23 protein-coding genes and 1 tRNA gene are annotated in these 23,897 nt (G+C 48.6%); 20 read left to right on the forward strand and 4 right to left on the reverse strand.

What is annotated here, in order from left to right:
• Nucleotides 1–5: 5 nt before the first annotated feature.
• The 3 genes from M3079_RS03465 to dnaB are packed head-to-tail and all read left to right on the forward strand — an operon-like array spanning nt 6 to nt 3,865.
• A complete protein-coding gene (locus M3079_RS03465; RefSeq protein WP_249077253.1) occupies nt 6–2,081 on the forward strand; it encodes a DHH family phosphoesterase in 2,076 nt (691 codons plus the stop codon).
• On the forward strand, nt 2,053–2,499 hold the full coding sequence (rplI, locus tag M3079_RS03470; protein ID WP_021716209.1) for a 50S ribosomal protein L9: 447 nt from the start codon (nt 2,053–2,055) through the stop codon (nt 2,497–2,499). Before M3079_RS03465 ends, rplI begins: the two co-directional genes overlap by 29 nt.
• A 10-nt stretch (nt 2,500–2,509) precedes the next feature.
• Nucleotides 2,510–3,865, forward strand: coding sequence for a replicative DNA helicase (gene dnaB / locus M3079_RS03475; RefSeq protein ID WP_249077254.1), 1,356 nt, complete (start codon nt 2,510–2,512; stop codon nt 3,863–3,865).
• 89 nt (nt 3,866–3,954) lie between these two features.
• Here the strand turns inward: dnaB and M3079_RS03480 are convergent.
• The 3 genes from M3079_RS03480 to M3079_RS03490 all read right to left on the reverse strand — a co-directional run bounded on the left by M3079_RS03480 (nt 3,955) and on the right by M3079_RS03490 (nt 6,415).
• Nucleotides 3,955–4,030: transfer RNA gene (locus M3079_RS03480), tRNA-Ala, on the reverse strand.
• Between the two features lie 47 nt (nt 4,031–4,077).
• Complete coding sequence (locus M3079_RS03485; RefSeq protein ID WP_249077255.1) at nt 4,078–5,580, reverse strand: HD domain-containing protein; 1,503 nt, start codon at nt 5,578–5,580, stop codon at nt 4,078–4,080.
• A gap of 7 nt (nt 5,581–5,587) precedes the next feature.
• Entirely contained in the window at nt 5,588–6,415 is an 828-nt protein-coding gene (locus tag M3079_RS03490; RefSeq protein ID WP_249077256.1) for an arylamine N-acetyltransferase, read from the reverse strand.
• A 108-nt stretch (nt 6,416–6,523) separates the two neighbouring features.
• Here M3079_RS03490 and M3079_RS03495 point away from each other — a divergent pair, with 108 nt between their 5' ends.
• From M3079_RS03495 to M3079_RS03565, 16 genes are all read left to right on the forward strand, one after another.
• Nucleotides 6,524–7,051 carry an ATP-binding protein gene (locus M3079_RS03495; protein WP_249077257.1) on the forward strand — a complete coding sequence of 176 codons (528 nt, stop codon included), beginning with the start codon at nt 6,524–6,526 and terminating at the stop codon, nt 7,049–7,051.
• Between the two features lie 62 nt (nt 7,052–7,113).
• Nucleotides 7,114–8,565: an aminotransferase class I/II-fold pyridoxal phosphate-dependent enzyme gene (locus M3079_RS03500; protein WP_249077258.1), complete on the forward strand. Its 1,452-nt coding sequence runs from the start codon at nt 7,114–7,116 to the stop codon at nt 8,563–8,565.
• A complete protein-coding gene (gene tmk, locus M3079_RS03505; protein ID WP_021715369.1) occupies nt 8,566–9,189 on the forward strand; it encodes a dTMP kinase in 624 nt (207 codons plus the stop codon).
• An 8-nt stretch (nt 9,190–9,197) separates the two neighbouring features.
• Entirely contained in the window at nt 9,198–10,193 is a 996-nt protein-coding gene (holB, locus tag M3079_RS03510) for a DNA polymerase III subunit delta' (protein ID WP_249077259.1), read from the forward strand.
• Between the two features lie 5 nt (nt 10,194–10,198).
• Nucleotides 10,199–11,041, forward strand: coding sequence for a stage 0 sporulation family protein (locus M3079_RS03515; protein ID WP_249077260.1), 843 nt, complete (start codon nt 10,199–10,201; stop codon nt 11,039–11,041).
• Nucleotides 11,041–11,772, forward strand: coding sequence for a methyltransferase (locus M3079_RS03520; protein WP_249077262.1), 732 nt, complete (start codon nt 11,041–11,043; stop codon nt 11,770–11,772). The genes M3079_RS03515 and M3079_RS03520 overlap by 1 nt, the downstream gene beginning before the upstream one ends.
• Nucleotides 11,769–12,605, forward strand: coding sequence for a 16S rRNA (cytidine(1402)-2'-O)-methyltransferase (gene rsmI / locus M3079_RS03525; protein WP_249077263.1), 837 nt, complete (start codon nt 11,769–11,771; stop codon nt 12,603–12,605). Before M3079_RS03520 ends, rsmI begins: the two co-directional genes overlap by 4 nt.
• 292 nt (nt 12,606–12,897) lie before the next feature.
• The gene (locus tag M3079_RS09380) at nt 12,898–13,020 is read left to right on the forward strand and encodes a hypothetical protein (protein WP_283162420.1); all 123 of its coding nucleotides are present in this window, start codon (nt 12,898–12,900) and stop codon (nt 13,018–13,020) included.
• Between the two features lie 15 nt (nt 13,021–13,035).
• Nucleotides 13,036–15,003: a methionine--tRNA ligase gene (gene metG, locus M3079_RS03530; RefSeq protein WP_249077264.1), complete on the forward strand. Its 1,968-nt coding sequence runs from the start codon at nt 13,036–13,038 to the stop codon at nt 15,001–15,003.
• A 1-nt stretch (nt 15,004) separates the two neighbouring features.
• Complete coding sequence (locus M3079_RS03535) at nt 15,005–15,790, forward strand: TatD family hydrolase (RefSeq protein WP_249077265.1); 786 nt, start codon at nt 15,005–15,007, stop codon at nt 15,788–15,790.
• A gap of 174 nt (nt 15,791–15,964) precedes the next feature.
• Entirely contained in the window at nt 15,965–16,939 is a 975-nt protein-coding gene (locus M3079_RS03540) for a 3D domain-containing protein (RefSeq protein WP_249077266.1), read from the forward strand.
• Nucleotides 16,940–16,942: 3 nt separating this feature from the next.
• Nucleotides 16,943–17,485, forward strand: a complete 543-nt coding sequence (rnmV, locus tag M3079_RS03545) for a ribonuclease M5 (RefSeq protein WP_249077267.1) — start codon at nt 16,943–16,945, stop codon at nt 17,483–17,485.
• On the forward strand, nt 17,482–18,333 hold the full coding sequence (gene rsmA, locus M3079_RS03550) for a 16S rRNA (adenine(1518)-N(6)/adenine(1519)-N(6))-dimethyltransferase RsmA (protein WP_249077268.1): 852 nt from the start codon (nt 17,482–17,484) through the stop codon (nt 18,331–18,333). The genes rnmV and rsmA overlap by 4 nt, the downstream gene beginning before the upstream one ends.
• 126 nt (nt 18,334–18,459) lie before the next feature.
• Nucleotides 18,460–19,164: a helix-turn-helix domain-containing protein gene (locus M3079_RS03555; RefSeq protein WP_249077269.1), complete on the forward strand. Its 705-nt coding sequence runs from the start codon at nt 18,460–18,462 to the stop codon at nt 19,162–19,164.
• Nucleotides 19,165–19,169: 5 nt separating this feature from the next.
• On the forward strand, nt 19,170–20,435 hold the full coding sequence (locus M3079_RS03560) for a diaminopimelate decarboxylase (RefSeq protein WP_249077270.1): 1,266 nt from the start codon (nt 19,170–19,172) through the stop codon (nt 20,433–20,435).
• 313 nt (nt 20,436–20,748) lie between these two features.
• Nucleotides 20,749–21,975: a Xaa-Pro peptidase family protein gene (locus M3079_RS03565; protein WP_249077271.1), complete on the forward strand. Its 1,227-nt coding sequence runs from the start codon at nt 20,749–20,751 to the stop codon at nt 21,973–21,975.
• Between the two features lie 127 nt (nt 21,976–22,102).
• Here the strand turns inward: M3079_RS03565 and M3079_RS03570 are convergent, their stop codons facing one another.
• Complete coding sequence (locus tag M3079_RS03570; RefSeq protein WP_249077273.1) at nt 22,103–22,777, reverse strand: Crp/Fnr family transcriptional regulator; 675 nt, start codon at nt 22,775–22,777, stop codon at nt 22,103–22,105.
• 570 nt (nt 22,778–23,347) lie between these two features.
• Here M3079_RS03570 and M3079_RS03575 point away from each other — a divergent pair.
• Complete coding sequence (locus M3079_RS03575) at nt 23,348–23,890, forward strand: TIGR04076 family protein (protein ID WP_249077274.1); 543 nt, start codon at nt 23,348–23,350, stop codon at nt 23,888–23,890.
• Nucleotides 23,891–23,897: the final 7 nt, after the last annotated feature.

Below are 23,897 nucleotides of genomic sequence, written 5' to 3' on the forward strand. Positions count from 1 at the left end.
GTAAAATGTTTAACAAAATCTGGAACTTCTGGAATGATATGAAAGTGCCGTTAGGCATTATCGTTGGCTTTACTGTTGTACTGGCCTTTTACGGCTGGTGGTGGCTTGCCGTTGGCCTTGCGGCGATAGGCTGCTTTTACTGGTATGCCAGACGGCAGTTTTACAGCAAAGAAGTGCAGTTTAACGGCTACCTTGATACCATTGTGCGCAATATTGAGCGCACCAGCCATTATGCCGTAAGAAATCTTGATGTAGCTATGGCCGTATTCGGGCAGGACGGCAAATTGCAGTGGAAAAACGAACTGTTTGTGGAATATGCCGGTTTTGCCGGGGTGAAAAATGTAGACGGCAAATGCCCGGAAGAAATTTTTGACCTGCCGGAAAACGCCTTTGACGCTTTAAGCATTAAAGACGGCGAACGCCTGCTTTTAATTAACGGCCGTTATTACCGCCTGCGCCATTGCCGTGTGCTGGCAGGCGAAAGGGCCGGTAAAAAAGAAAGCAAAGGCTACAGCCTGATATTTTATTTAACGGATGTTACGGATTTTGAACTTTTGCGCCAGAAATACGCCAACGAAAAACTCTGCCTTGCTTATGTGCGCTTTGATAATTACGAAGACGTAACCAAAGGTATGGGCGAAAGCACGCGCGCCAATATTTCCGGCGAAGTAAACGAAGTCCTCAGCAAATGGGCCGAAGAAGAAAACGGCTTTATTCTTGCCAACAATAAAGAAAGCTTTCTGGTCGGCATCAACCAGGCTTCCTTGCAGGACTTAATGGAAAAGAAGTTCCCTGTTTTGGATAAGATACATGAAATACAGGTAGGCAATAAAATTACGCCTACCATCAGCGTGGGCATTGCCTGCGATGGCCGCAGCCTGGAAGAAGTAAGCCTTAACGCTGCCAAAGCGCTTGATTTGGCGCTTGGGCGCGGCGGCGACCAGGTTGTTGTGGCAATAGGCGGCAGCTTACAGTTCTTTGGCGGCATTACAACCGTTACAGCCAAAAGCACGCGCGTGCGTGCCCGCATTGTGGCGCATACCGTGCATGAACTGATGGTTTCGGCCGAAAAGGTTTTTGTAATGGGCCATACAATGGAAGATTTCGACGCTATCGGCAGTGCTATCGGCATGGCAAAAATGGCACGCAGCCTTGGCAAGGAAACCTATATCGTTGTCAGCGGGCAGAACGAATCGGTGCGCAAAATTGCCGAAACGCTGCGCAGCAACGATATGAAACTGATGGATGAAGACGACGTTTATGCGGATATTATGGTAGAGGAAGAAGAAGCGCTGAAGCATATTTCGCCCAAGTCGCTTTTAGTTCTGGTTGACCATCACCGCAAAATGCTCTGCGCCAGCCAGAAGGTGCTGGACGCTATTCCGTGGCGCATTATTATCGACCATCACCGCCGCGCGGAAGACGCCATTAAAAACACCACGCTGCAATATATGGAACCGTCATCGTCATCTACAAGCGAACTGGTAACGGAGCTTGTGGGCTACTTTAACGACAGGCTGGAATTTACCAAAGGCGAGGCAACTGCGCTTTATGCAGGTATTGTTGTTGATACCAAAAACTTTGCCGTGCAGACCGGCGAGCGTACTTTTGAAGCGGCAGCACTTCTGCGCCGCAGCGGTGCAGATCCGAATATGGTACGTCAGCTGTTTAAGGATGATCTTGATTCCGTACAGGTTAAATCGCGCCTGGTGGCAGAAGCCGAAATGCCGGAACCCGGTATGGTGATTTCTGTTTACGAAAATGCGCCGAAAGAAGTTAAATCGTCTGTTATTGCGGCTCAGGCTGCCGATACAATGATTAATATTACCGGCGTTTGCATGAGCGTTGTTATAACCGAATATTCCGTTGACGGTTCTTTGGGCGTAAGCGCCCGCAGCGACGGTACCGTTAACGTACAGATTATTATGGAAGAACTGGGCGGCGGCGGACATCAGACAGTAGCCGGCGTACAGCTTAAAAATATCAGTGTTGAAGAAGTAAAAAAACAAATTATCGCGTTAGCGAAAAAACAGTTAGAGGAGAATGATAATAATGAAAGTGATTCTGCTGCAGGACGTTAAAAATTTAGGTAAAAAAGGTGATATTGTAGAAACCGCGGAAGGCTATGGACGCAACTATCTGCTGCCGCGCAAAATGGCAAAGGAAGCCAACGCAGCCAACTTAAACCAGGCTAAAAAAGACCAGGCAACGCAGGCACACCGTGCCGCGCAGCGTAAGGATGAAGCTGTAATGCTTGCCGCCCAGCTGAAAAAAGTACACGTAATTGTTAAAGTGCGTGTTGGCGAAAACGGCAAAATGTTTGGCAGCGTAACCAGCAAAGACGTTGCCGAAGCTTTAATTGAACAGACCAAACTTGATATTGACCGCCGCAAGGTAGAGCTGAAGGGCGCTGTAAAAGGCATTGGCGAATACACTGCCGTTGCCAAACTGCACCCGGAAATTTCTGCCGAGTTTGCCGTAACCGTAGCGGCAGAATAAGGCGTTTGCCATGATTGACAGAGTACCACCGCAAAATATAGAGGCAGAACAGGCCGTTTTGGGCGCAATGCTGCTTGAAAGGGAAGCCATTGCCAAAGTAATGGAAAAGCTGCGTGCCGAAGATTTTTACCGCGAGGCACATAAGGTTATTTTCAACGCCATGCTTGAGCTTTATAACCGCAATGAAGCAGTCGATTTGGTAACGGTAACCGAGGTTTTAAAAAAGAACGGCAAGCTGGAAGATGTTGGCGGCATTGCTTATGTTACTTCGCTGGCCAATTCCGTGCCGACGGCTGCCAATGTGGTTTATCATGCCGGCATTGTCGAAGAAAAATCCATTCTGCGCCAGCTGGTGCGTTCCGCTACGGAAATTGCGGAACTTGGCTACGAGGGCAGCGAAGACGTAAGCGACATTATTGACAGCGCCGAAAAGAAAATACTTGATATTTCCAACCGCAAAAAGGATACCGACTTTGTGCCGATTAACAACATTGTTATGGATTCCTTTAAGGATTTGGAAGCATTAATGAATAACAAGAACGGCTTAACAGGCCTGCCGACCGGTTTTGTTGATTTTGACAACCTTACCAGCGGCCTGCACGGCAGTGATTTTATTATTCTGGCAGCACGCCCTTCCATGGGTAAAACGGCATTATCGCTGAACATTGTGCAGAACGTTGCTATCCGCAGCGGCAAGCAGACGGACGGCAAGCCGAAAGTAGTTGCTTTTTTCAGTTTGGAAATGAGTAAGGAGCAGCTTGTACAGCGTATGCTCTGCGCCGAAGCAAATATTGATTCGCAGCGTCTGCGTATTGGTGAACTGCGTGATGAGGACTGGATTCAGCTTATACAGACAGCCGATTCTTTAAGCGCTGCGCAGATTTATATCGACGATACGGCAGGCATAACGGCAATGGAAATGCGCAGCCGTGCGCGCCGCTTAAAGGCTGAACACGGGCTCGATTTAATTGTTGTCGACTACTTGCAGTTAATGCAGGGCAGCGGCAAGCGCAATTTAAGTGGTGACCGCCAGCAGGAGGTTTCCGAAATTTCCCGTTCGCTGAAGGCACTGGCGCGTGAACTGAATGTGCCGATTATCGCACTGTCGCAGCTCAGCCGCAGTGTTGAATCGCGTCAGATAAAACGCCCGATGCTTTCTGACCTGCGCGAATCCGGATCTTTGGAGCAGGATGCTGATATTGTAATGTTCCTGTACCGCGAAGACTACTATAACCCTGAAACCGAAAATAAAAACATAACGGAACTTATCGTCGCCAAGCACCGCAATGGCCCGGTTGGCACGGTAAACCTGTTCTTCCACAAGCAATTCACCAAGTTTGTAAGCCTTGCTAAAAGGGAAGAATAAAAAGCATAAAAACTCCCGTACATTACGTGCGGGAGTTTTTGCATACAAATAAAGGCAGCATATAAGATGCTGCCTTTAAAAATTAATTTTGGTGGAGACGAAGGGGATTGAACCCTCGGCCTTACGGATGCGAACCGTACGCTCTCCCAGCTGAGCTACGTCCCCATACAAATTAAGTATAGCACTTTGCATATGCAGGTACAATATAAAATTTAAATTTCTGCCTTGGCAGAAGTTTTTTGCTGGCGGTGTTTTGCCGCTTCAAGCAGTTCGGCACGTTCGTTGGGCAAATTGCCGCTGCGGACACGTTCCAGCAGGTATTTTAAAAATGTGCCAGTTTCTGCGCCGTCCGTTATAATTTGCGCAAGGTCTGCTCCGTTTACGGCAAGGTCGGCAGTATGCACAGGCATTTTATTGCGGGCAATTTCTATCACGGCATCTGCCAGTTCGCACCCTTCTGCCATCAGCTGCGGATTGTTGCCGGCGTGCGTTGCGCCCATATCTGCCAAAAACACTTCTTTCAGCTGCGAGAAGGCTTCCGTTAAGTCTTTGGAGGTACGGAATTCGCCGCTGGCAGCTTCGGCGCGTACCCAGCGCGTCAGCGTGCGTTCTTTGGTAAACATCATCGGTGCAAAGCGCATGTGGCGCGATACCAGCCATACAACGCGCTTGGCAAAATCTTTGGGGTAGCGCAGGCGCGTCATTACTCCCTGCGCCATAACTGCGCTTAACGCTTCGTGCCCGTGGTCACTGGGCGAACCGTCCGGGTGGGTGCCGCGGATGCCGGGCATGCCTTTGCCGAGGTCATGCAGCAGCATGGCCCAGCGGATTGTTAAATCGCGCGGGCTGTTATCAACGGCTTTTAATGTATGCTCCCAGGCGTTGTAACAGTGAAAGCGCCGGTTTTGCGGCAGCCCTTCCAGGTGGCGCAGTTCCGGCAGAATGTCAGTTTCATGATATGTGCCGTTTTCTTTTACGCGGCATTTGGCGTCTGTCAGCCCTGTTGCCATCAGCAGCATCAGGCCTTTGCCTGCATATTTGCCTGTAAGCAGCTTGTCAAGTTCGGTGCGCACGCGTTCAAGCGATAAACCGGCGCAGTTTCCGGCGGGGAAACTGAAATTGCGCGGCATATAGTAAGGCGTGTTTTCTTCACCGAAGGGCGGCAGCACGCCGCTTTCCTGCACATAGTCGAAGCCAAGCTGGGCAACAAAACGGCAGGCGCGCAGCATACGCAATGCGTCTTCGCTGTAACGCTGTCCGGCATCGCCGACAGTTCGCAGAATATGGTTCTGTAAATCCTCCATGCCGTTATGGTAATCATATATTCTGCCGTTTATATCCATTGCCATGGCGTTAACGGTAAAATCACGGCGGCTTAAATCTTCGCGCAGCGATTTGCTGAACCATACTTTTTCCGGCTTGTGGGCGTCAGCGCCATAACTTTCTCCGCGGAAGGTGGTAATTTCCGCAGGCACGCCGTCTATAACGGCAACCACGCAGCCAAAGTTCTGCCCGAGGTTATCAATGGTTTTAATATTGTTGGCACGGCATACTGCGCTGATTTCTTCCGGCGTAGCGCTGGTGGTAATGTCAAAATCGCCGGGCGGCAGTTTTAAAAGCAAATCGCGCACGGCGCCGCCGACAATGTAAGCCTCATAGCCTGCTTCTGTAAGCATATGCAGTATTTTTTTTACATAATCCGGTATTGCAGTCATTTTTACCTCATTCGTAGTCCATACCGTCATTTTTCAGGCGGTATTCAACATTAAGGCCAAAGTATTCCCAAAGCACCTCTTTTAAGTCGGCGCCGTTTTTTATTTTATAGCGGTATTTAACCCTGCCGCTCAGGTAAAATTTTAAAAAGTTGCCGCGGATGGTGATGTTGCAGTCCTCGCGGAAGATGGAAAGCTCTTTTTCTTTGTTAAAGGGCGAATCGGGATGTGCGTCGCACCAGAAAGAAGGGAAAACGTAATCTTTTTCCAGCTGCGGTTCTTCGGTAAAGCCCAGCATGCGTTTCCATGGTTTTCCTTTTTCCTTCTGCCACAGCAGCCAGCCCCAAAACTCGTCGCGCGTAAATTTGTACTGGCTGATGCCGTCGCTCTGCACGCGCTGTTCTTCCAGCAAAAGCGGGATGCGCGGGCTTTCGCTGTTGACGCCGACATCGGTGATATAGCGTTTGCCGTCAATAGTTACGCACATGTTGCGGTGCTGGCGCATCTGGTACACGTTTATTTTATTAATAAAGCGCCCGGCGAAGCTGACGAAATTAAAGCCCAGCGATTCGAGCAGCCAGGCGTACAGCCCGTTCAGCTCAAAACAAATGCCGCCGCGGTTGTGCAGGATGAGTTTATTAAACATGTCCTCGCGCTTCAGCGACGTTATTTTGCTGTTAAGGCAGTCAAAATTATCATAGGGGATGTATTTTAAATGCGCGTCATGCAGTTTCTGCAGCGTTGCTAAATCAGCCCTGGGCGTAAAATTTTCTAGCTGGAGCTTATGCAGGTACTGCTTTATTTGTTCTTTGGTCATCGGTTTAGAGCGCAGTTTCATAGGCTTCATCTCCAATCGGCTTTCCTATATTTATTGTAGCATGGCAGAAGTTTAATTAAAATGTTTTTGTTATTATTATGGTAAAATATAAAGTGGCGGAGGTGTAAAATGGTAATTTTAATAGGCGGAGCAGGGCATACCGGCAAAACTTTGCTGGCTCAGAACCTGCTTGAAAAGTATAAAATAAATTATCTTTCGATAGACCATTTAAAAATGGGGCTGATACGGAGCGGAAACACAAGTTTAACGCCGGAGGATGACGCTGAGTTAGTACCGTATTTATGGAACATTGTGAAAGAAATAATAAAAACGGTTATTGAAAACGGACAAGACCTTGTTATTGAAGGCTGCTATATTCCGTTTGACTGGCGCAAGAGTTTTGAAAGCAGATATTTAAAAGAGATTGACTATTATTGTTTAATAATGAGTGAAAGGTATATTAAAAATAATTTTGAAAAAATCTGCGCCAATGCGGATGTTATAGAACGCCGGGCGGCAGACAGCTGTAATGAGGAAGATATGCTGGCAGAAAATGCAGCTAATTTACGCTTGTGCCGTGAATATGGCTGCAAGTATATTCTGATTGACGGAAATTATGGTGCAGCGCAAATCGCCGCGCAGATTAAAATGCTTTAATTAGGCGGCGTGCTGTGATAAAATATAAAGATAACATGGGTTAATATGCCTTGGAGGTTGTTTTGCAGAACAGAATGCCGCTTGTTGAAGCGATGCTGAAATATAAAAACGAAAAGGTTTATCCCTTCCATACGCCCGGGCACAAGGGCGGGCGCGGAATGGAAGCGCTTTTAAAAAACGAACTCGGCGCAGGGGCCGTGGCGATGGATGTATCGCTGATGAGCGAACTGGATGATATTCATGCGCCTTCTTCATATATTATGGAAGCGCAGAATTTAGCGGCGCAGCTGTATGGCAGCGACAGATGCTTTTTTGCCGTTAACGGTACAACGGGCGCTATTCATGCCATGCTGATGGCGGCCTGCAAAGCGGGAGATAAAGTTTTAGTGCCGCGCAACGCTCACCGCAGTGTGGCAGGCGCGTTGCTTCTGGCAAATTTGGAGCCTGTTTTTGCAATGCCGGAATATGACGCGGTATTTGGCATTAACACACAAATTACGCCGCAGGCGGTGGAAGCAATGTTTGCGCGCCATGCGGATATTAAAGCCGTGCTGGTGACAAGCCCCAATTATTACGGGCAGGCTGCGGATTTAAAAGCCATTGCCGGAATTGCCCATGCCCATAATGCCGCCCTTTTGGTAGATGAGGCACACGGGCCGCACCTTGGCTTCAGCAGTAAGCTGCCGCCTTCGGCTTTGCAGTGCGGGGCGGATGCCTGCGCGCAGAGCACGCATAAAATTCTGGGCGCTATGACGCAGTGCTCGCTGCTGCATGTTAAAGGCGGGCGCATTAATTTAACGCGTGCCGCGGAAGCGGTGAGCCTTTTGACAACTACAAGCCCCAATTATTTGCTGATGGCTTCAATAGACGCCGCGCGCTATACTTTGGCTGTACAAGGCGAAAAACTGATTGAGCGAGCGCTGACAGCGGCAGAAAAGCTGCGCAAGTGCTTAAGTAAATTTGCCGGGCTGAAACTTTTGGAGGCAGAGTGCACCGGCAAAAACGGCATAGCCGGGTTTGACTGCACCAAAGTAACGGTTAATACGGCGGCGTGGGGTTACAGCGGCACGGAAGCCGGCGATGCCCTGCGCAAAGCAGGAATTGCCGTGGAGCTTACCGATGCGCAGAGCGTGCTTTTTTTGGTAACCTTTGCGGATGGCGGCGCAGAATATGATGCCGTGCTTGAAAAAATAAGCAGTGTTTTTGCAGACTTGGAGCAGCATAAACGCGCCCCTTTAAAAGAACAAAACTGCTGGAAGCTGCCGGAGTTTGTTACGGCAGTGCCGCTGCGCAGCGCGTTTGATGCGGAAACTGAAAGCCTGCCGCTGAAAAAGGCGGAAGGCAGAATCTGCGCGGAGCAGGTGAGCTTTTATCCGCCGGGCATACCGGTGCTGTGGCCGGGCGAACTTGTTACGGCAGAAGTAATTGACTACTGCCTGCGCATGAAAAAGCTGGGGCTGCCTGTAAGCGGGCCGGCCGATTATACATTAACAGAACTGCGGGTGATTAAATAAATGGCAAAAGGTTATTTTATCAGCCTGGAAGGCGCAGACGGCTGTGGCAAAACCACGCAGCTGGAGCATGTGGCTGAAGAATTGAGAAGGCTTGGGCGCGAAGTTGTATGCACGCGTGAACCGGGCGGTACGAGGCTTGCTGAAAGCCTGCGCGCAATGGTGCTTGACCCGGAACTGATAATGAATGCCCGTACGGAAACGCTTTTATATATTACGGCACGTGCCGACCATGTTGCGCGGGTAATAAAACCGGCGCTGCTGGCGGGCAAAATTGTGCTGTGCGACCGTTTCAGCGATTCTACCGAAGTATACCAGGGAATTGTACGCGGTCTGCCCTTACAGGCCATTCATGGTTTAAGCACTTTTGCTTCCGGCGGTTTGGAGCCGGATTTAACAATACTGCTTGACGGCGACCCGGACCTTTTAGCGGCAAGGCGTGCTTTGCGCGGCGTTGAAGACCGCTATGAAAATGCCGGGCTGGAATTTCAGAAGAAGGTGCGGGACGGTTTTATGCTGCTGGCAGAAAAATACCCGGAACGCATTTTTAAAATTAATGCCTTGCAGGATGAACAGAAGGTAACTGCTGAAATTATGCGTGTTATTAATACTACCATTAAAATATGAGGTTAATTATGTGGGATGAAGTGCTGGGACACCAACAGAATAAAGAGTTTTTGCAAAAACTGCTGAAACCCGGCAGCCGCCCGCATGCCCTTTTGTTTTATGGTATGGGCGGCATTGGCAAAAAAATGCTGGCCCTGCATTTTGCAAAAACGTTTTTATGCAAGTCTGCGGCAAAAAAGCCCTGCGGTATTTGCGAAAGCTGCCGTTTGATGGATATTGAAAACAATAGTTTTGCCCATCCGGATTTTTACCTGCTGACGGCAGAAGAAGCAGGCAAAGACATCAAAATCGAGCAGGTTAAGGAAATGGCAAAGCAGGCGGCATTTGCGCCGGTGCTTTCCGAACATAAAGTATGCATTATAGACGATGCCGGGCAGATGACGGCAGAAGCAGCCAACAGTCTTTTAAAGCTTCTGGAGGAGCCGCCTCCGGGCTGGCTGTTTATTTTAATTACGCAGCAGGCAGAGCGCCTTTTGCCGACGGTGCTGTCGCGCGTGGTACGCCTGCGTTTTGATGCGCCGGACAACAGTGCCGTCCAGCAGATACTGGAAGCAAAAGGCATTGTTCAAAACACACGGGTACTGGCGGCTCTTGCAGGCGGTTCGCCGGGCAGGGCGTTAAGTTATAATCAGGCAGATATTTTTGCAATCCGCCGTGAGGCGCTTGATTTACTGAAAAAACTGCCGCTGCAAAACCCTTTTGGTTATATTGCGGCGCTGGGCTGGGGCGAAAAATATGACCGCGCGGCCGCGCTGCTTTTAACGGAACAGTTTATTTACCTTCTGCGCGATGTGCTGCTTTTGCAGAGCGGTGCAGGCGGGCAGGTGTACAATACGGATATTATGGCCGGGCTTGACGGCATTGCCGCAGATTGGCCTTTACATACAGCCAGGCAGGGCGTAAACGCTGCGCAGGAAGCCTGGCAGAACATAAATAAAAATGTAAGCGCCAAAAATGTTTTGGAGGCGCTGGTTTTGAAACTTGATTTACTGCGGAAGGAGTGAAAATTTTGCTGAAAGTAGTAGGCATTAGGTTTAAAAAAGCAGGTAAAATATATTATTTTGACCCGGTTGATACCGGCGTGGAAGTTGGTGACCACGTAATTGTGGAAACGGTGCGTGGTTTGGAATACGGCACGGTTGTTATCGGCGCGAGAGAGGTTGAGGAGAACAAGCTTGTTTCTCAGCTGAAGCCCGTTATGCGCAAGGCAACCGAGCAGGACGCGCTGAAGGTGCAGGAAAATAAAGTGCGCGAAAAAGAAGCCTTTAACATCTGCCTGCGCAAAATTGCCAAGCACGGGCTCCCCATGCGGCTGATTGACGTGGAATTTACTTTTGATGTTAACAAGATTATTTTTTATTTTACGGCGGACGGGCGTATTGATTTCCGCGAACTGGTTAAGGATTTGGCGTCCGTATTCCGTACCCGTATTGAGCTGCGCCAGATTGGTGTGCGCGACGAAGCAAAAATGCTGGGAGGAATCGGCAGCTGCGGCAGGCCCTTGTGCTGCGCTACCTTACTCGGCGATTTTGAACCGGTATCCATCAGGATGGCCAAAGACCAGAACCTGTCGTTGAACCCGGCGAAGATTTCAGGCGTGTGCGGCAGGCTGATGTGCTGCTTGAAATACGAAAACGATGTTTATTGCAGCGGCTGCTGCGGTAAACGTCCGGCACCGGAGCGCGTGGAAGCACCGAAGGTTGGCGTTATGGTTGTTACGCCGCTCGGCGAAGGCCGCGTTATGGGCGTTAACCGTGCTATGCGTACTGCTTCCGTACAGCTTACGCCGGACAATACCATTCAGGTGGAATGGGACGAAATCGTGGATGCTTCCAAGGCGGATAAAATTTAATGGTACACAGCGGAATAAGGCGTGATTCATTGCCGGGCTGCGGTTATGTAGTCTGGCAGGACGCCGGTGAATTTACTTTTACAACGGATTCTGTGTTCGTGGCGGCATTTGCCCATCTGGTAAAAAAGGCGCAGGTGCTGGAACTTGGCAGCGGCACAGGGGCAATAAGCCTGTTTTTGGCGGCGCGCGGCGCGGAAAAGGTAACCGGAATAGAGTTTAACCCCAAAGTTACCGCCCTTATGGAGCGCAGCATTAAAGATAACGGGCTTGAAGAAACAGTAAAGGTAATTGGCGGCGATTTGCGTGAAATTAATAAATATTTTAAAACCGAAAGCATGGATTTGGTAATTGCCAACCCGCCCTACCGCAACAGCGGCAATACCCGCAAAATTGGCACTGCCGCCTGTCATGAGGTAACGGCAGATTTGCGTGACTTTTTTAAAGCGGCGGCGTATGCCGTGCGCTACCGCGGGCGCTTTGCCATTGTGCAGCTGCCCGACCGTTTTGCCGAGTGCATGCAGCTGGCGGCGGAGTTTGGCTTGCAGCCCAAACGTTTGCAATGGGTACACAGCGCGGTTGACAAACCTGCATGGATATTTTTAATGGAAATGGTTAAGGGCGGCAGCTACGGGCTTGACGTTTTGCCGCCGCTTGTAATGTACAACGCCGACGGAACTTTAAGCGCGCAGGCACTGGCGTATTACGATAAATCGAAGGAGCTGGCAAAATGACGGAAGCCGGAACTTTATATCTTTGCGCAACGCCGATAGGCAATCTGGAAGATATTACGCCGCGCGTACTGCGCACTTTAAGCGAAGCCGATATTATTGCGGCGGAAGATACGCGCCATACCTTACAGCTTTTAAACCATTTTAATATTAAAGGGCATTTGGTGCGCTATGATGAGCACAGCAAGGATAAAAACGGGCCGAAGCTGATAGCAGAACTTTTGGACGGCAGGAATGTAGCGCTTGTCAGCGACGCGGGCTTTCCCGGCATTGCCGACCCCGGCGAGCAGCTGGCACGCGAAGCGATTGACGCAGGCATAAAAGTTGTGCCGCTGCCGGGCGCAAATGCCGCACTGTGCGCGCTGATTGCTTCGGGGCTGCCGTCGTCACCGTTCTTTTTCGGCGGTTTTCTGCCCAAAAGCAAAAAGAACAGGGCAGAGCAGCTTGCGGCGTGGAAGAACATTCCTTCGACAATAATATTGTATGAAGCACCGCACCGCATTAAAGACGTGCTTAAAGAAATACTGGCGGCGTGGGGCGACAGGCAGCTTGCCGCTGCGCGCGAGCTTACCAAGCTGCACGAAGAATTCTTCCGCGGCAGCATAACGGAGTGCCTGGCATGGCTGGAAGTGCAGCCGCCGCGCGGTGAGTTTTGCCTTGTTATAGCGCAGGGCGAGGCTGATGTGCAGGAAGAAACGCAGGAAGCCGACCCGCTGGACGAAGTAAAGACGCTGATTGCGCAGGGCATGGATAAAAAAGCAGCGCTGGCACAGGTTGCCAAAGCGCGCAAAGTGCCAAAGCGAGAACTTTATAACAGATTATTGGATGAAGAATAAAAGGGTTTACGTTTGCTTTTATACAAAAGCCGTGCTATAATTAAGGCATAAAAAGCTGCTGTATCGTTTATGACGTACAGAAATAAAAAACCGGGAGTGCCAGCTCCCGGTTTTTTATTTGGGCTCACTGTGATTTACAAATATCTGTCGAGCCACTTGCAGATATAGTACGATACTATACCCGCCGTAACAGATACGATAAAAGCTGCAATAAAATCGTTCATGGCGTACCTCCTTTCCGCCGGAAAGGATCACAGCTTTTCCATTATGCCCAAAAAGTAAAGTTCTGTCAATGATTTGCCAAAAAGAAGTAAAACTTTTGCACAGCGGCGCAGAATGTGATAAAATTACAAAGGAATTGTCTGCAAAAATCAGCATTGCAGGCGCTTACACCGTTAAAACAATATTAACATAAAAGAAGGGAAAGCACATGAGCAAGAACAGTTTTTATATCACTACCCCAATTTATTATCCCAGCGATAATCTGCACATTGGCCACGCTTACTGCACAACCATTGCCGATACCGTTGCCCGTTATCACCGCGCGAAAGGCGAAGATGTATTCTTTTTAACCGGCAGCGACGAACATGGCCTGAAAATTCAGCGTAAAGCAGCCGAAAAAGGCATTACGCCGATTCAGTATGTTGATGCAATCGTAGCCAACTTTAAAAAGCTGTGGAAAATGCTGAACATTTCCAACAACGATTTTATCCGCACCAGCGAAGAACGCCACCATAAAGTTGTGCAGGCTGTACTGCAGAAAATTTATGACCAGGGCGACATTTATAAAAAGAATTATGAAGGTTTGTACTGCGTTCCGTGCGAATCTTACTGGCTGGAACGCCAGCTTGTAGACGGTAAATGTCCGGACTGCGGCCGCCCGGTAGAGAAAATGGCGGAAGAAAGTTATTTCTTTAAACTGTCCAAATATCAGGATAGAATTCTGGAATATATTGAAACCCATCCTGATTTTATTCAGCCCGTTTCCCGCCGCAACGAGATGATTAATTTCATCAAACAGGGTTTGGAAGATTTGTGCATTACCCGCACAACTTTCGACTGGGGCATTCCCGTTCCGTTCGACCCGAAACATGTTGTTTACGTTTGGTTTGACGCGCTCTTAAATTACTTTACCGCTATCGGCTACGGTACGGATGAAGAAAAGTTTAAAAAATTCTGGCCTGCCAATATTCACCTTGTCGGTAAGGAAATTGTACGTTTCCACAGCATTATCTGGCCGATTATGCTGATGGCAATGGGCGAAGAACTGCCGAAACAGGTTTACGGCCACGGCTGGCTGGTTGTTGACGGCGACAAGATGTCCAAATCCAAGGGCAATGTTATCGACCCTATTGCTTTAATTGAAGAATTTGGCCCGGATGCTATCCGCTACTTCCTGCTGCGCGAAATTACGCTCGGCAGCGACGGCAACTTCTCGCGCGACGCGCTGATTAACCGCATTAATGCCGACCTTGCCAACGACCTTGGCAACCTGCTGCACCGCACCGTAAGCATGATTGAAAAATACCACGGCGGCGTTGTAACGCATAAGGAAGGCACGGAAGCCGTTGATAAGGAATTTATCGCTCTTGTTAACGAAACTGTTGCCGGTTACAGTGATGCCATGGATCATATGGAACTGAACCAGGCTATTAAGGATGTATGGAACCTTATCGGCCGCGCCAATAAATATATTGATGAAACCGCACCGTGGATTCTGGCAAAAGACCCTGCGCAGGCAGAACGCTTGCAGGCCGTTATGTACAACCTTGCCGAAGCGCTGCGCATTATTGCTATTTTGATTGCGCCGTTTGTGCCTGTTACCGCGCCGAAAATTTACGAACAGCTCGGCCTTGGCAACCCGGAAAGCTTCTTTATGGCAGACGCTATTTGGGGCAAACTGGCAACCGGCACCAAAGTGCAGAAGGGCGAACCGCTTTTCCCGCGCATTGAAGTTACCGAAGCCGGTGAAACCGTAATTGCGGCTACCAAAAAAACTGCCGCCAAGGCAATTAAAGCCGAAGCTCCGAAAGCTGAAGCCAAAAAAGAAGCAAAACCTGCAGCGGCAGCAGCCGGTGAAATTAGCATTGATGATTTTGCAAAGATAGATTTGCGTGTGGCAACCGTTATTGCCGCAGAACGCGTGCCCAAAACCGATAAGCTGATTAAATTGCAGGTTAAAATCGGCAATGAGGAACGCACCATTGTAAGCGGAATTGCCCAGCATTATGAACCGGAAAACCTGATTGGCAAAAACGTTATTGTTATTGCCAACCTTAAACCGGCCAAGCTGCGCGGTATTGAAAGCCGCGGCATGGTGCTGGCAGCCAGCGACGATGAAGGCAATCTGGTACTGGCAGACGCACCGGGCATTGCCAGCGGCAGCAAGGTGAAATAAAATGTCGCGTACAGGTTTGTGGGATTCGCACGCCCATCTTGATTCCGATTATTTTACCGACGACCGTGACGAGCTGATTGCCAAAATCGGCGAAGAAATGGAAGGCTTTATCAACCCCGGCTGTGACGAAACAAGCTCTGCTTTTGCCGTACAGCTTGCAGAAAAGTATGATTTTGTTTATGCCGCTGTGGGCTGGCATCCGGAAGAACTTGCCGGTATTAAAGACGAGCATTATCTTGATAAACTGGCAGCGTGGGCTGTGTATCCAAAAGTTGCGGCAATCGGCGAAATAGGGCTTGATTATTACTGGAAAGAAAACGAGCCGAAAGAAGTACAGAAAAAACGCCTTTTGGAGCAGATTGACCTTGCCGTACAGTTTGATTTGCCGGTAATTATCCATGACCGTGAAGCACACGGCGATATTTTCGATATTTTCCGCAATGAAGTGCCAAACGGCACAAGGGCAGTGTTTCACTGCTATTCCGGCTCGCTGGAAATGGCAAAGGAACTTGCTAAACGCGGCTATTACTTTGGCTTTGGCGGTACAAGTACTTACAAAAATGCAGCCAAAGTGCGCGAGGTGCTTGCTTTTGTGCCAGACGAACTGCTGCTTTTTGAAACGGATTCGCCGTATTTAACGCCGGTGCCTTACCGTGGCAAGCGCAATAATCCGCTTTATACGGAACTTGTGGCGCAAAATGCTGCGCTGGTACGCGGAACAACTTTTGAAGCGTTGGCAGCGCAGACAACGAAAAACGTTAAAACGCTTTTTAATAAAATTAAATAATGCTGACGCGGCAGTCTGCTACTGCTGCGTCTTTTATTTACCATAAAGGTGCTTGTGCATAATACTTTTCGTAAAGAGTTGTTTGATTTTAAACTAAAAGTACCTTCAAGGAAGATGGCTTGACATTATAAAAAAGGCTGTGATAAAATACCCCCGAATTAAGGAGGTAATATTATGCCTAAAAATGTTACAGTTTTCAGAAGAACCATTTTGATAGCCATAATGTTTGTAATTTTATTCAGTGGGCATACGCATCTTGGTTTGGCGGAAGCACCTGTTACCATTTTAAAGTTTGACGGTACGGAAAGAACAGTTACAACGGAAATTTCCGACCCGCACGCTGTTTTTAAAGAAGCGGGCATTGCCGTAGGTCAGGCAGACCGTATTGAAGAAAAAACGAGCGGCCGCGGCAAAGTGCTGGTTTTAAAACGTGCCGTGCCGGTTATTGTTGTGCGCGGAGATTCACAGCAGAAGTTTTTTACCAATAAAGACACTGTTGGCGAAGCGTTAAAGGAGTTAAACATCCGCTTTAACAAAAAACGTGTTTACCCTGCCGCAGATACTCCGGTTACTGCCAATGTGGAAATCCATATCCTTAATAAAGGCGATACTTTAAGCTCCGTTGAGGCCGATTCGGAAATTCCCGTAAAGTATATTGATGACGAGAATATTCCTTACGGGCAGGAGCAGCTTGTGGAACAGGGCAAAGCCGGCAAGGTAAAAGTTGTAAAAAAATCCGTGGTAAGCACGGGCAAAGCACCAAAAGAAGTGGAAATTGCCCGCGAAGTTCTGGCTGACCCCAAATATTCCGTTATCAGGCGCGGCATTGGCATGTCGGTGGAAACGCCGGAAGGCAGAAAAAAATACAGCCGCATCATTACTGCTGAAGCAAGCGCTTATACCGTACACTGCGGCACCGGCACGGGCCTTACATCCATCGGCCTTGTGGCTGCCCGCGGCATTGTTGCCGTTGACCCGCGTGTAATACCGTACTATACCAAAATGTATATCCCCGGTTACGGCATTGCCATTGCAGGCGATACCGGCGGCGCTATCCGCGGCAACCGCGTGGATTTGTTTATGGACAGTTACGAGGAAGCAATTAACTGGGGCCGCCGTAATGTGGAAGTTTATATTTTAGAGGAATAATAAGTGCTGAAAGAAGTTATTGTAGTAGAAGGAAAAAGTGATACCGCGGCAATCAGGCGCGCGCTGGAAGCCGACACGATAGAAACGGGCGGCTTTACGCTGGCCGCGTCTACCCTGCGCAAAATTGAAGCAGCGTATAAAAAGCGCGGCATTATCATACTTACTGACCCTGACGGAGCAGGCAACCGCATACGCCGCTTTTTAACGGAGCGTTTTCCGGAGGCGGGGCAGGCTTTTATACCGCGCATTGATGCAACCGCTAATGGCGATGTCGGCGTGGAACAGGCAAGCCCCAAGGCTATTTTAGCGGCGCTGGGCAAAGTGCGCCATCATGAATTTACGCCGCAGAAAGAATTTACAGAACGTGACTTAATGATAAACGGGCTCAGCGGCGGCAGCATGGCAAGCGCAAGGCGCGATAAGCTGGCTGCGCTTTTGGGAGTCGGTTACGGCAATGCCAAATGCTTTTTGCAAAGGCTTAACACCTACGGCGTAACGCGCGAAGAATTTAATTCCGCACTGGCGGAAATTGGAGAAGTTGAATGAAGAAACCTGTAATTGCTACACCGGAAGTTACTAATTATATATTGCGCAGGTTTAACCTGCATGCCGATAAAAAGCTTGGGCAGAACTTTTTAATTGATGAAGACATTGTGCGCCGCATTGCCGCTGCCGCAGAACTTGCGCCCGGCGAACCGGTGCTTGAAGTAGGGCCCGGCATTGGCACGCTTACGCAGGCGCTGGCAGAAACCGGCGCGGACGTAACCGCTGTTGAACTGGACAAACGCCTTTTGCCGGTGCTTGAAAAAACGCTGGAAGGCTACGAGAACGTGCGTGTTATTAATGCCGACGTGCTTGAACTTGACGTTAACAGTGCCATGGGCGGCAAAACCTTTAAGGTTGCAGCCAATTTGCCGTATTACATTACTACGCCGATAATTTTTGCGCTGCTTGAAAAGAAGCTGCCGCTTGAACGCATGGTAATTATGGTGCAGAAGGAAGTTGCCGAGCGCATCACGGCAGCGCCGGGCGGAAAAGATTACGGCGCGCTTTCGGTTGCCATGCAGTATTACACGGAGCCGGAAATTGCCTTTATCGTGCCGCCGTCAAGTTTTATTCCGCGCCCAAGCGTGGACAGCGCCGTTGTGGTGTGCAAAAACCGTACCGTGCCGCCGGTGAAAATTTGTGATGAAAAACTGTTTTTCCGGGTGGTAAAGGCAGCATTTTCGCTGCGCCGCAAAATGTTAAGCAATGCGCTGAAGAACATGGGCATTACCTCGCAGCAGGCACAGGAATGGCTGAACCTTGCGGGTATTGACCCCAAACGCCGCGGCGAAACGCTTTCATTGCAGGATTTTGCAAACTTAACCAATACCTTTGAAAAGATAAAATAGTAATATTAAATTTAGCAGGCTTAAACGGCCTGCTTATTTTTTTTGCAAATTTTTTGGTTAGTTATTGACAACCGAATAAAAAAAGAGTATAGTGTTCTTGAACAGGAACAATATACAAGGGGCTGAATGAGGGGAATGGAAATCGTAGAACGCTTAATGCACTTTAACCTTACACGCCAGGAGGCAACATTATACCTGCTGCTGGTAAAAGCCGGACGCCTCACAGGCTATGAAGCGGCCAAGCAGACAGGCATATCGCGCTCCAACACCTATACGGCACTGGCCGGGCTGGTGGAAAAGGGTGCTGCCTATATAATGGAAGAAGGCAAAGTGACGCGTTATACGCCGGTTGCACCGGAGGAGTTCTGCAATAATAAAATCCGCCGTCTGGCGGAAATGCGCGACGCGCTTATAAAAGAACTGCCCAGTGTAAAAAATGAGGCCGAAGGTTATATAACCATTAAAGGCAACGCAGAAATTATCAGCAAGCTGCAAAACACCGTACTTAATGCCAAAGCGCGCATTTATGTATCGGCAAATGCTGCCGTAATGGAACTTTTGCGTACTGAACTTGAAGACGCGCTTGGCCGCGGCTTAAAGGTAGTGGTTATTACCGGCAGTGATTTCCTGCTTCCGGGGGCAATTTGCTACAACACCGTTAAACAGACAGGGCAGATAAGGCTGATAGCCGATTCGCAGACGGTGCTGACCGGTGATTTGGATGAGGGGGCAAATTCAACCTGTTTATATTCCTGTAAGCGTAACCTGGTGGATTTGTTTAAGGACGCGCTTAAAAACGAAATTAAACTGATTGAATTACAGAAAGGTTGAGATTAATGTCTGAAAAAATTCCGTTTGTTACCAAAGAACAACTTGAAGATATTGCATCACGTTATGCAACGCCGTTTTATTTATATGACGAAAAAGGTATCCGTGAAACTGCGCGCAGGGTAAATAAGGCTTTCAGCTGGAATAAAGGCTTTAAGGAATATTTTGCGGTAAAAGCAACGCCTACTCCGGGCATTTTAAAAATTTTGCACGAAGAAGGCTGCGGCGCGGACTGTTCTTCTTATACAGAGCTTTTAATGGCTGATGCGGTTGGCTTTAAGGGTGACGAAATTATGTTTTCGTCCAACGATACGCCTGCCGAAGATTTTCAGCTGGCACGCAAACTCAATGCTACTATAAATCTGGATGATATTACCCATATTGACTTTTTAGAGCGCGTGGCCGATATTCCCGATACCGTGTGCTGCCGCTACAACCCGGGCGGGCATTTTGCCATTGCCAACAACATTATGGATAACCCGGGCGACGCTAAATACGGCATGACGCGCGAGCAACTTACCGAGGCTTACAAACGCCTTATGGCTAAGGGCGTAAAACACTTTGGCCTGCATGCGTTTTTGGCAAGCAACACCGTTACCAATGATTACTACCCGGAACTGGCACGTATTTTATTTAAAGTTGCCGTTGAATTAAAAGAAGAAACCGGCGCTTCCATTGAATTTATCAATCTTTCCGGCGGTGTGGGCATTGCCTACCGTCCCGGACAGCCGCAAAATGATATTATGGAAATAGGCGAAGGCGTGCGCCGTGCTTATGAAGAAGTGCTGGTACCGGCAGGTATGGGCAATGTAAGGCTTTATACCGAAATGGGACGCTACATGCTGGCACCTTACGGTGCGCTGGTGAGCCGCGTTATTCACCAAAAGCATATTTATAAAGAATATATCGGGCTGGATGCCTGCGCTGCCAACCTGATGCGCCCGGCTATTTACGGCGCTTACCACCATATAACCGTTATGGGTAAGGAAAACGCGCCCTGCGACCACAAATATGACGTTACGGGCGGTTTGTGCGAAAACAACGATAAATTTGCCATTGACCGTATGCTGCCGGAAATAAATATCGGCGATTTGGTGTTTATCCATGACGCCGGTGCGCACGGTTTTGCCATGGGATATAACTACAACGGCAAACTGCGCAGTGCAGAACTTTTACTGAAAGAGGACGGCAGCGTTGAAATGATACGCCGCGCCGAAACTCCGGCAGATTATTTTGCCACTTTTGATTTTACGGGTTTGTTTAATAAGGATTAACGAGGATAACTCCGGTGCTTGTTTGGGCAGGCATCGGAGTTTTTTGTATGCCTGTGCTAATTGAAGAATAGGGCAACGTATGGTATGATTGTAAAGTAAATCTGATTATGCTTGAAATAAAGAAGATGTCAATACTATTACAGCCATGCAAAAATGCTGCGGCTTCTGCGATTCCGTCCGGGCTGCGCAGCCGGACTCTCTTATGTTAAATTTATAATTTTTGCCGCCGCAGTTTTTGCTTATGGCTTTATAGCATTAACATCTTCCTGGAATAAGTTCGTTTACAATAAAACTATCATAAAGGAGCAATATTATGTCGATATTGGAACATGCCTCGCTGATGACCGACGAAATAAGACGCGTACCGCTTGAAGAACTGCAGATACGCCTTGTGCGTTTCCGTGAGGAAATGGAAAAAGAACATCCTGGCTGGCAGATGGCGGTTATTAATAATAAAGTTAATATGTACTATTTTACAGGTACCATGCAGGAGGGCGCACTGGTTATCCGTCCGCAGGACGAGATTTTGTGGGTGCGCCGCAGCTATGACCGTGCCCGCAATGAATCGCTGCTGCCGGATATCCGCCCGATGCAAAGCTTCCGCACTTTGGCGGAATTTTATGGCGCTTGCCCGGAAGTTATGTATGTGGAATGCAGAAAAGCCACTGTTGACTGGCTGAATATGCTGCGCAAATATATGCCGTTTAAAGAATATGCCGATATCGACGGCCTGCTGTGCAGCCTGCGCCTTGTAAAAAGCAGCTATGAACTGGAACTGATGAAGCGCAGCGGCGCTATTCATCAGACGGTGCTGGAGAAGCTGGCGCCGAAAATGATAAAGGAAGGCATCAGTGAAGCCGAACTTGCCGTAAGCCTGTACACCGAAATGTTAAAGCGTGGTTCGCACGGCATTGCACGCATGAATCTGCCCCTGGGCGAAGATGTTATCGGCGTGGCGTCGTTTGGCAAAAGCGGGCTGGTGCGTACGGCTTTTGACGGCCCCGGCGGCACGGGCGGCACCTGCATTGCGGTGCAGAGCATTGGTTCGCCGTTCCGCAAATTAAAAGCGGGCAGGCTGGTTTATCTGGATATTCCCTGCGGCGTGGAAGGCTACCATACCGATAAAACGATAGTATATTATTTTGGCGATATTAATAAAGACCCCAACCGCGATTTGATTTTGGCAGCGCACGAACATTGTATAATGCTGGAGCGTTTTGCCGCTGCCATGTTAAAGCCCGGCACGGTGGTGGAAGATATTTATAACGAAACAATGAAGCAGTTTGACAGCCGCTTTGCTGCAGGCTTTATGAACGGCGGCAAGTTTTTGGGGCACAGCATAGGGCTTACCATGGATGAAAGCCCGGCTATTGCCAACCGTTTTAAAGAAGTGCTTACGGAAGGCATGACCTTTGCACTGGAGCCGAAGATTGCCCTGCCCGACATTGGCATGGTTGGCAGCGAAAACACTTACCTTGTAACGGCAAACGGAGGCAAGGCGCTTACAGGCTCGCCGCACAAGCTGTACTGCATTTATTAAACCATATACGTATAAAAATAACGGCAATAACTTTTGCATAGAGCAGGTTATTGCCGTTTTAGTTTTCTTTTGTATCATTTGAAGCAGACGTTTCTGCTTCTGCGCTTTATAATAAAAGCACATAATATCAGCCGGTGGTTTCGGAAGAACAGAGCCGTGCCAGTGCCGGTAAATCCGTAACGGTAATTTTGCCGCGCCCTGTGGCGATGATGCTTTGCCGGCGCAGCTGCGCAAGCCCGCGCGTTATCTGCACGCGGCTCAGGCCGAGCATTCCGGCAAGGGCGTCCTGCGTAATGGCAATATCAAAACCGTAGTTTTGCGGGTTATTTACTGTTAGCAGATACAGCAGGTTGCAGATTTTGACAAAGGATGAATTATATTCCTGATGTACGGTTTCAAACAGCAGGCGGTTGACATACATGGAATACCAGTTGACAACCTGCTCGCTTAATTCTGTGTTTTCTTCAAACATTTGGTTGAACTGTTGCCGCGTAAATTCCAGCACGGAAATTTCCGTCAGGGCAACCGTTGTAAGCGAAAGCTCTATTTTAAAGCCGCAGGTATGGTAACCGGGAAAAATACTGCCTTCGCCGTGGAAGCTGATGATTTTGCGGTGCCCGTTTTCGTGGTCGGCGTAGTGCATCAGCGCGCCGCTTTTTATGTAATGAATTTTTTCGTGCGGCTGCCCCGGACGCCACAGGTATTCGCCTTTGGCAAAGTGTTTTTCGGTATGCGGGTGCGACAGAAAATAGTCGTAAAAACGGCAGAATTCGCCTGTGAAATAATAACGTGGTGTCAGCATGGCGGTTCCTCCGATGTGTTGTGTTCAGTTAAATTGTAGCATTGGCGGCGTGGTTAGGCAATGGGTGTATTTGGGCTTTATAATAGGTTTGAATAAACAAAAGCTATGTACTGATGCGGTTCACGCTAAAAACTGCGGCTTCTCCGATTCCGGTCAGGCTGCGCGGCTGACCTCTCGTTTGAATAGATAAAAAAATTTAGCCGCCGCAGTTTTTTTATCATTCACCTTACAGCACACAGCTTTTGTTTAATTAAGGTTTTTTACTATGATATACAGATTTTTCTTTATTAAATAGTGATAAAGTACGAATTTGCAGCAAATGCGGCATATATTTTTAGCAATATTTAATAAGAAAAATTGCAAAAACTGTGTTTGTTTGAGCGAAGCGAGTTACGCAGTTTTTGTGATTTTTAAACTGGAATGTTGCGTTAAGAAAATATTCTGCCGCGAAAACTTTTTGGTTACTTTTTAGTTATAAAAAGTAACATGAGTAATAAAGTAAAAATAAAAAATTAGCGTATGGTCAAAGGCGTTAAAACAAAAATAATTAAAATAAAAGGAGCGAGCATTATGCAGCACAAATGCAAAGTAACGGTTATTGACAAAAAATGCTTTAACGATTATCAGGAAAAATATCTGGCTGACCCTAAAAGCGGCCCGTGCCCGTTTTACAATGTGGGCGACGAGTTTGTTTTTGAGCGCTACGGCGGCGACGATACCTTCTGGCGCACCGGCAACGGCACACAGTGCGGCGAAGCGTGGGACTGCATAAGCCGTTATATTTACACTGCGCTTCAGGGCGGCAGCATTATGCGCGGCTGGACTAACGACGAACGCATGATGATTGCCTGCTGCAACGACGGTACGCGCCCGGTAATTTTTAAAATTGAGCGTTTGGATTACCTGGTTGTTAAAATTGAAGGCATGGCGTGCGGAAAATGCGCGGAAAAAGTACAGGCTGCGCTGGCACAGGTGCCGGGTGTAAAAAGCGTGGCTGTAAGGCTTGACAGAAACTGGGCAGAGGTTTTTGCAGACAAAGGGCAGGAGCCTGAAGTTTCTGCTTTAACGGCGGCGGTGGAGGCTCTGGGCTACAAAGTGACAGGCATTGATTAAAACCTAA

It is taken from the genome of Phascolarctobacterium sp. ET69 (assembly GCF_023336935.1).
Taxonomy (GTDB): domain Bacteria; phylum Bacillota; class Negativicutes; order Acidaminococcales; family Acidaminococcaceae; genus Fusicatenibacter_A; species Fusicatenibacter_A intestinipullorum.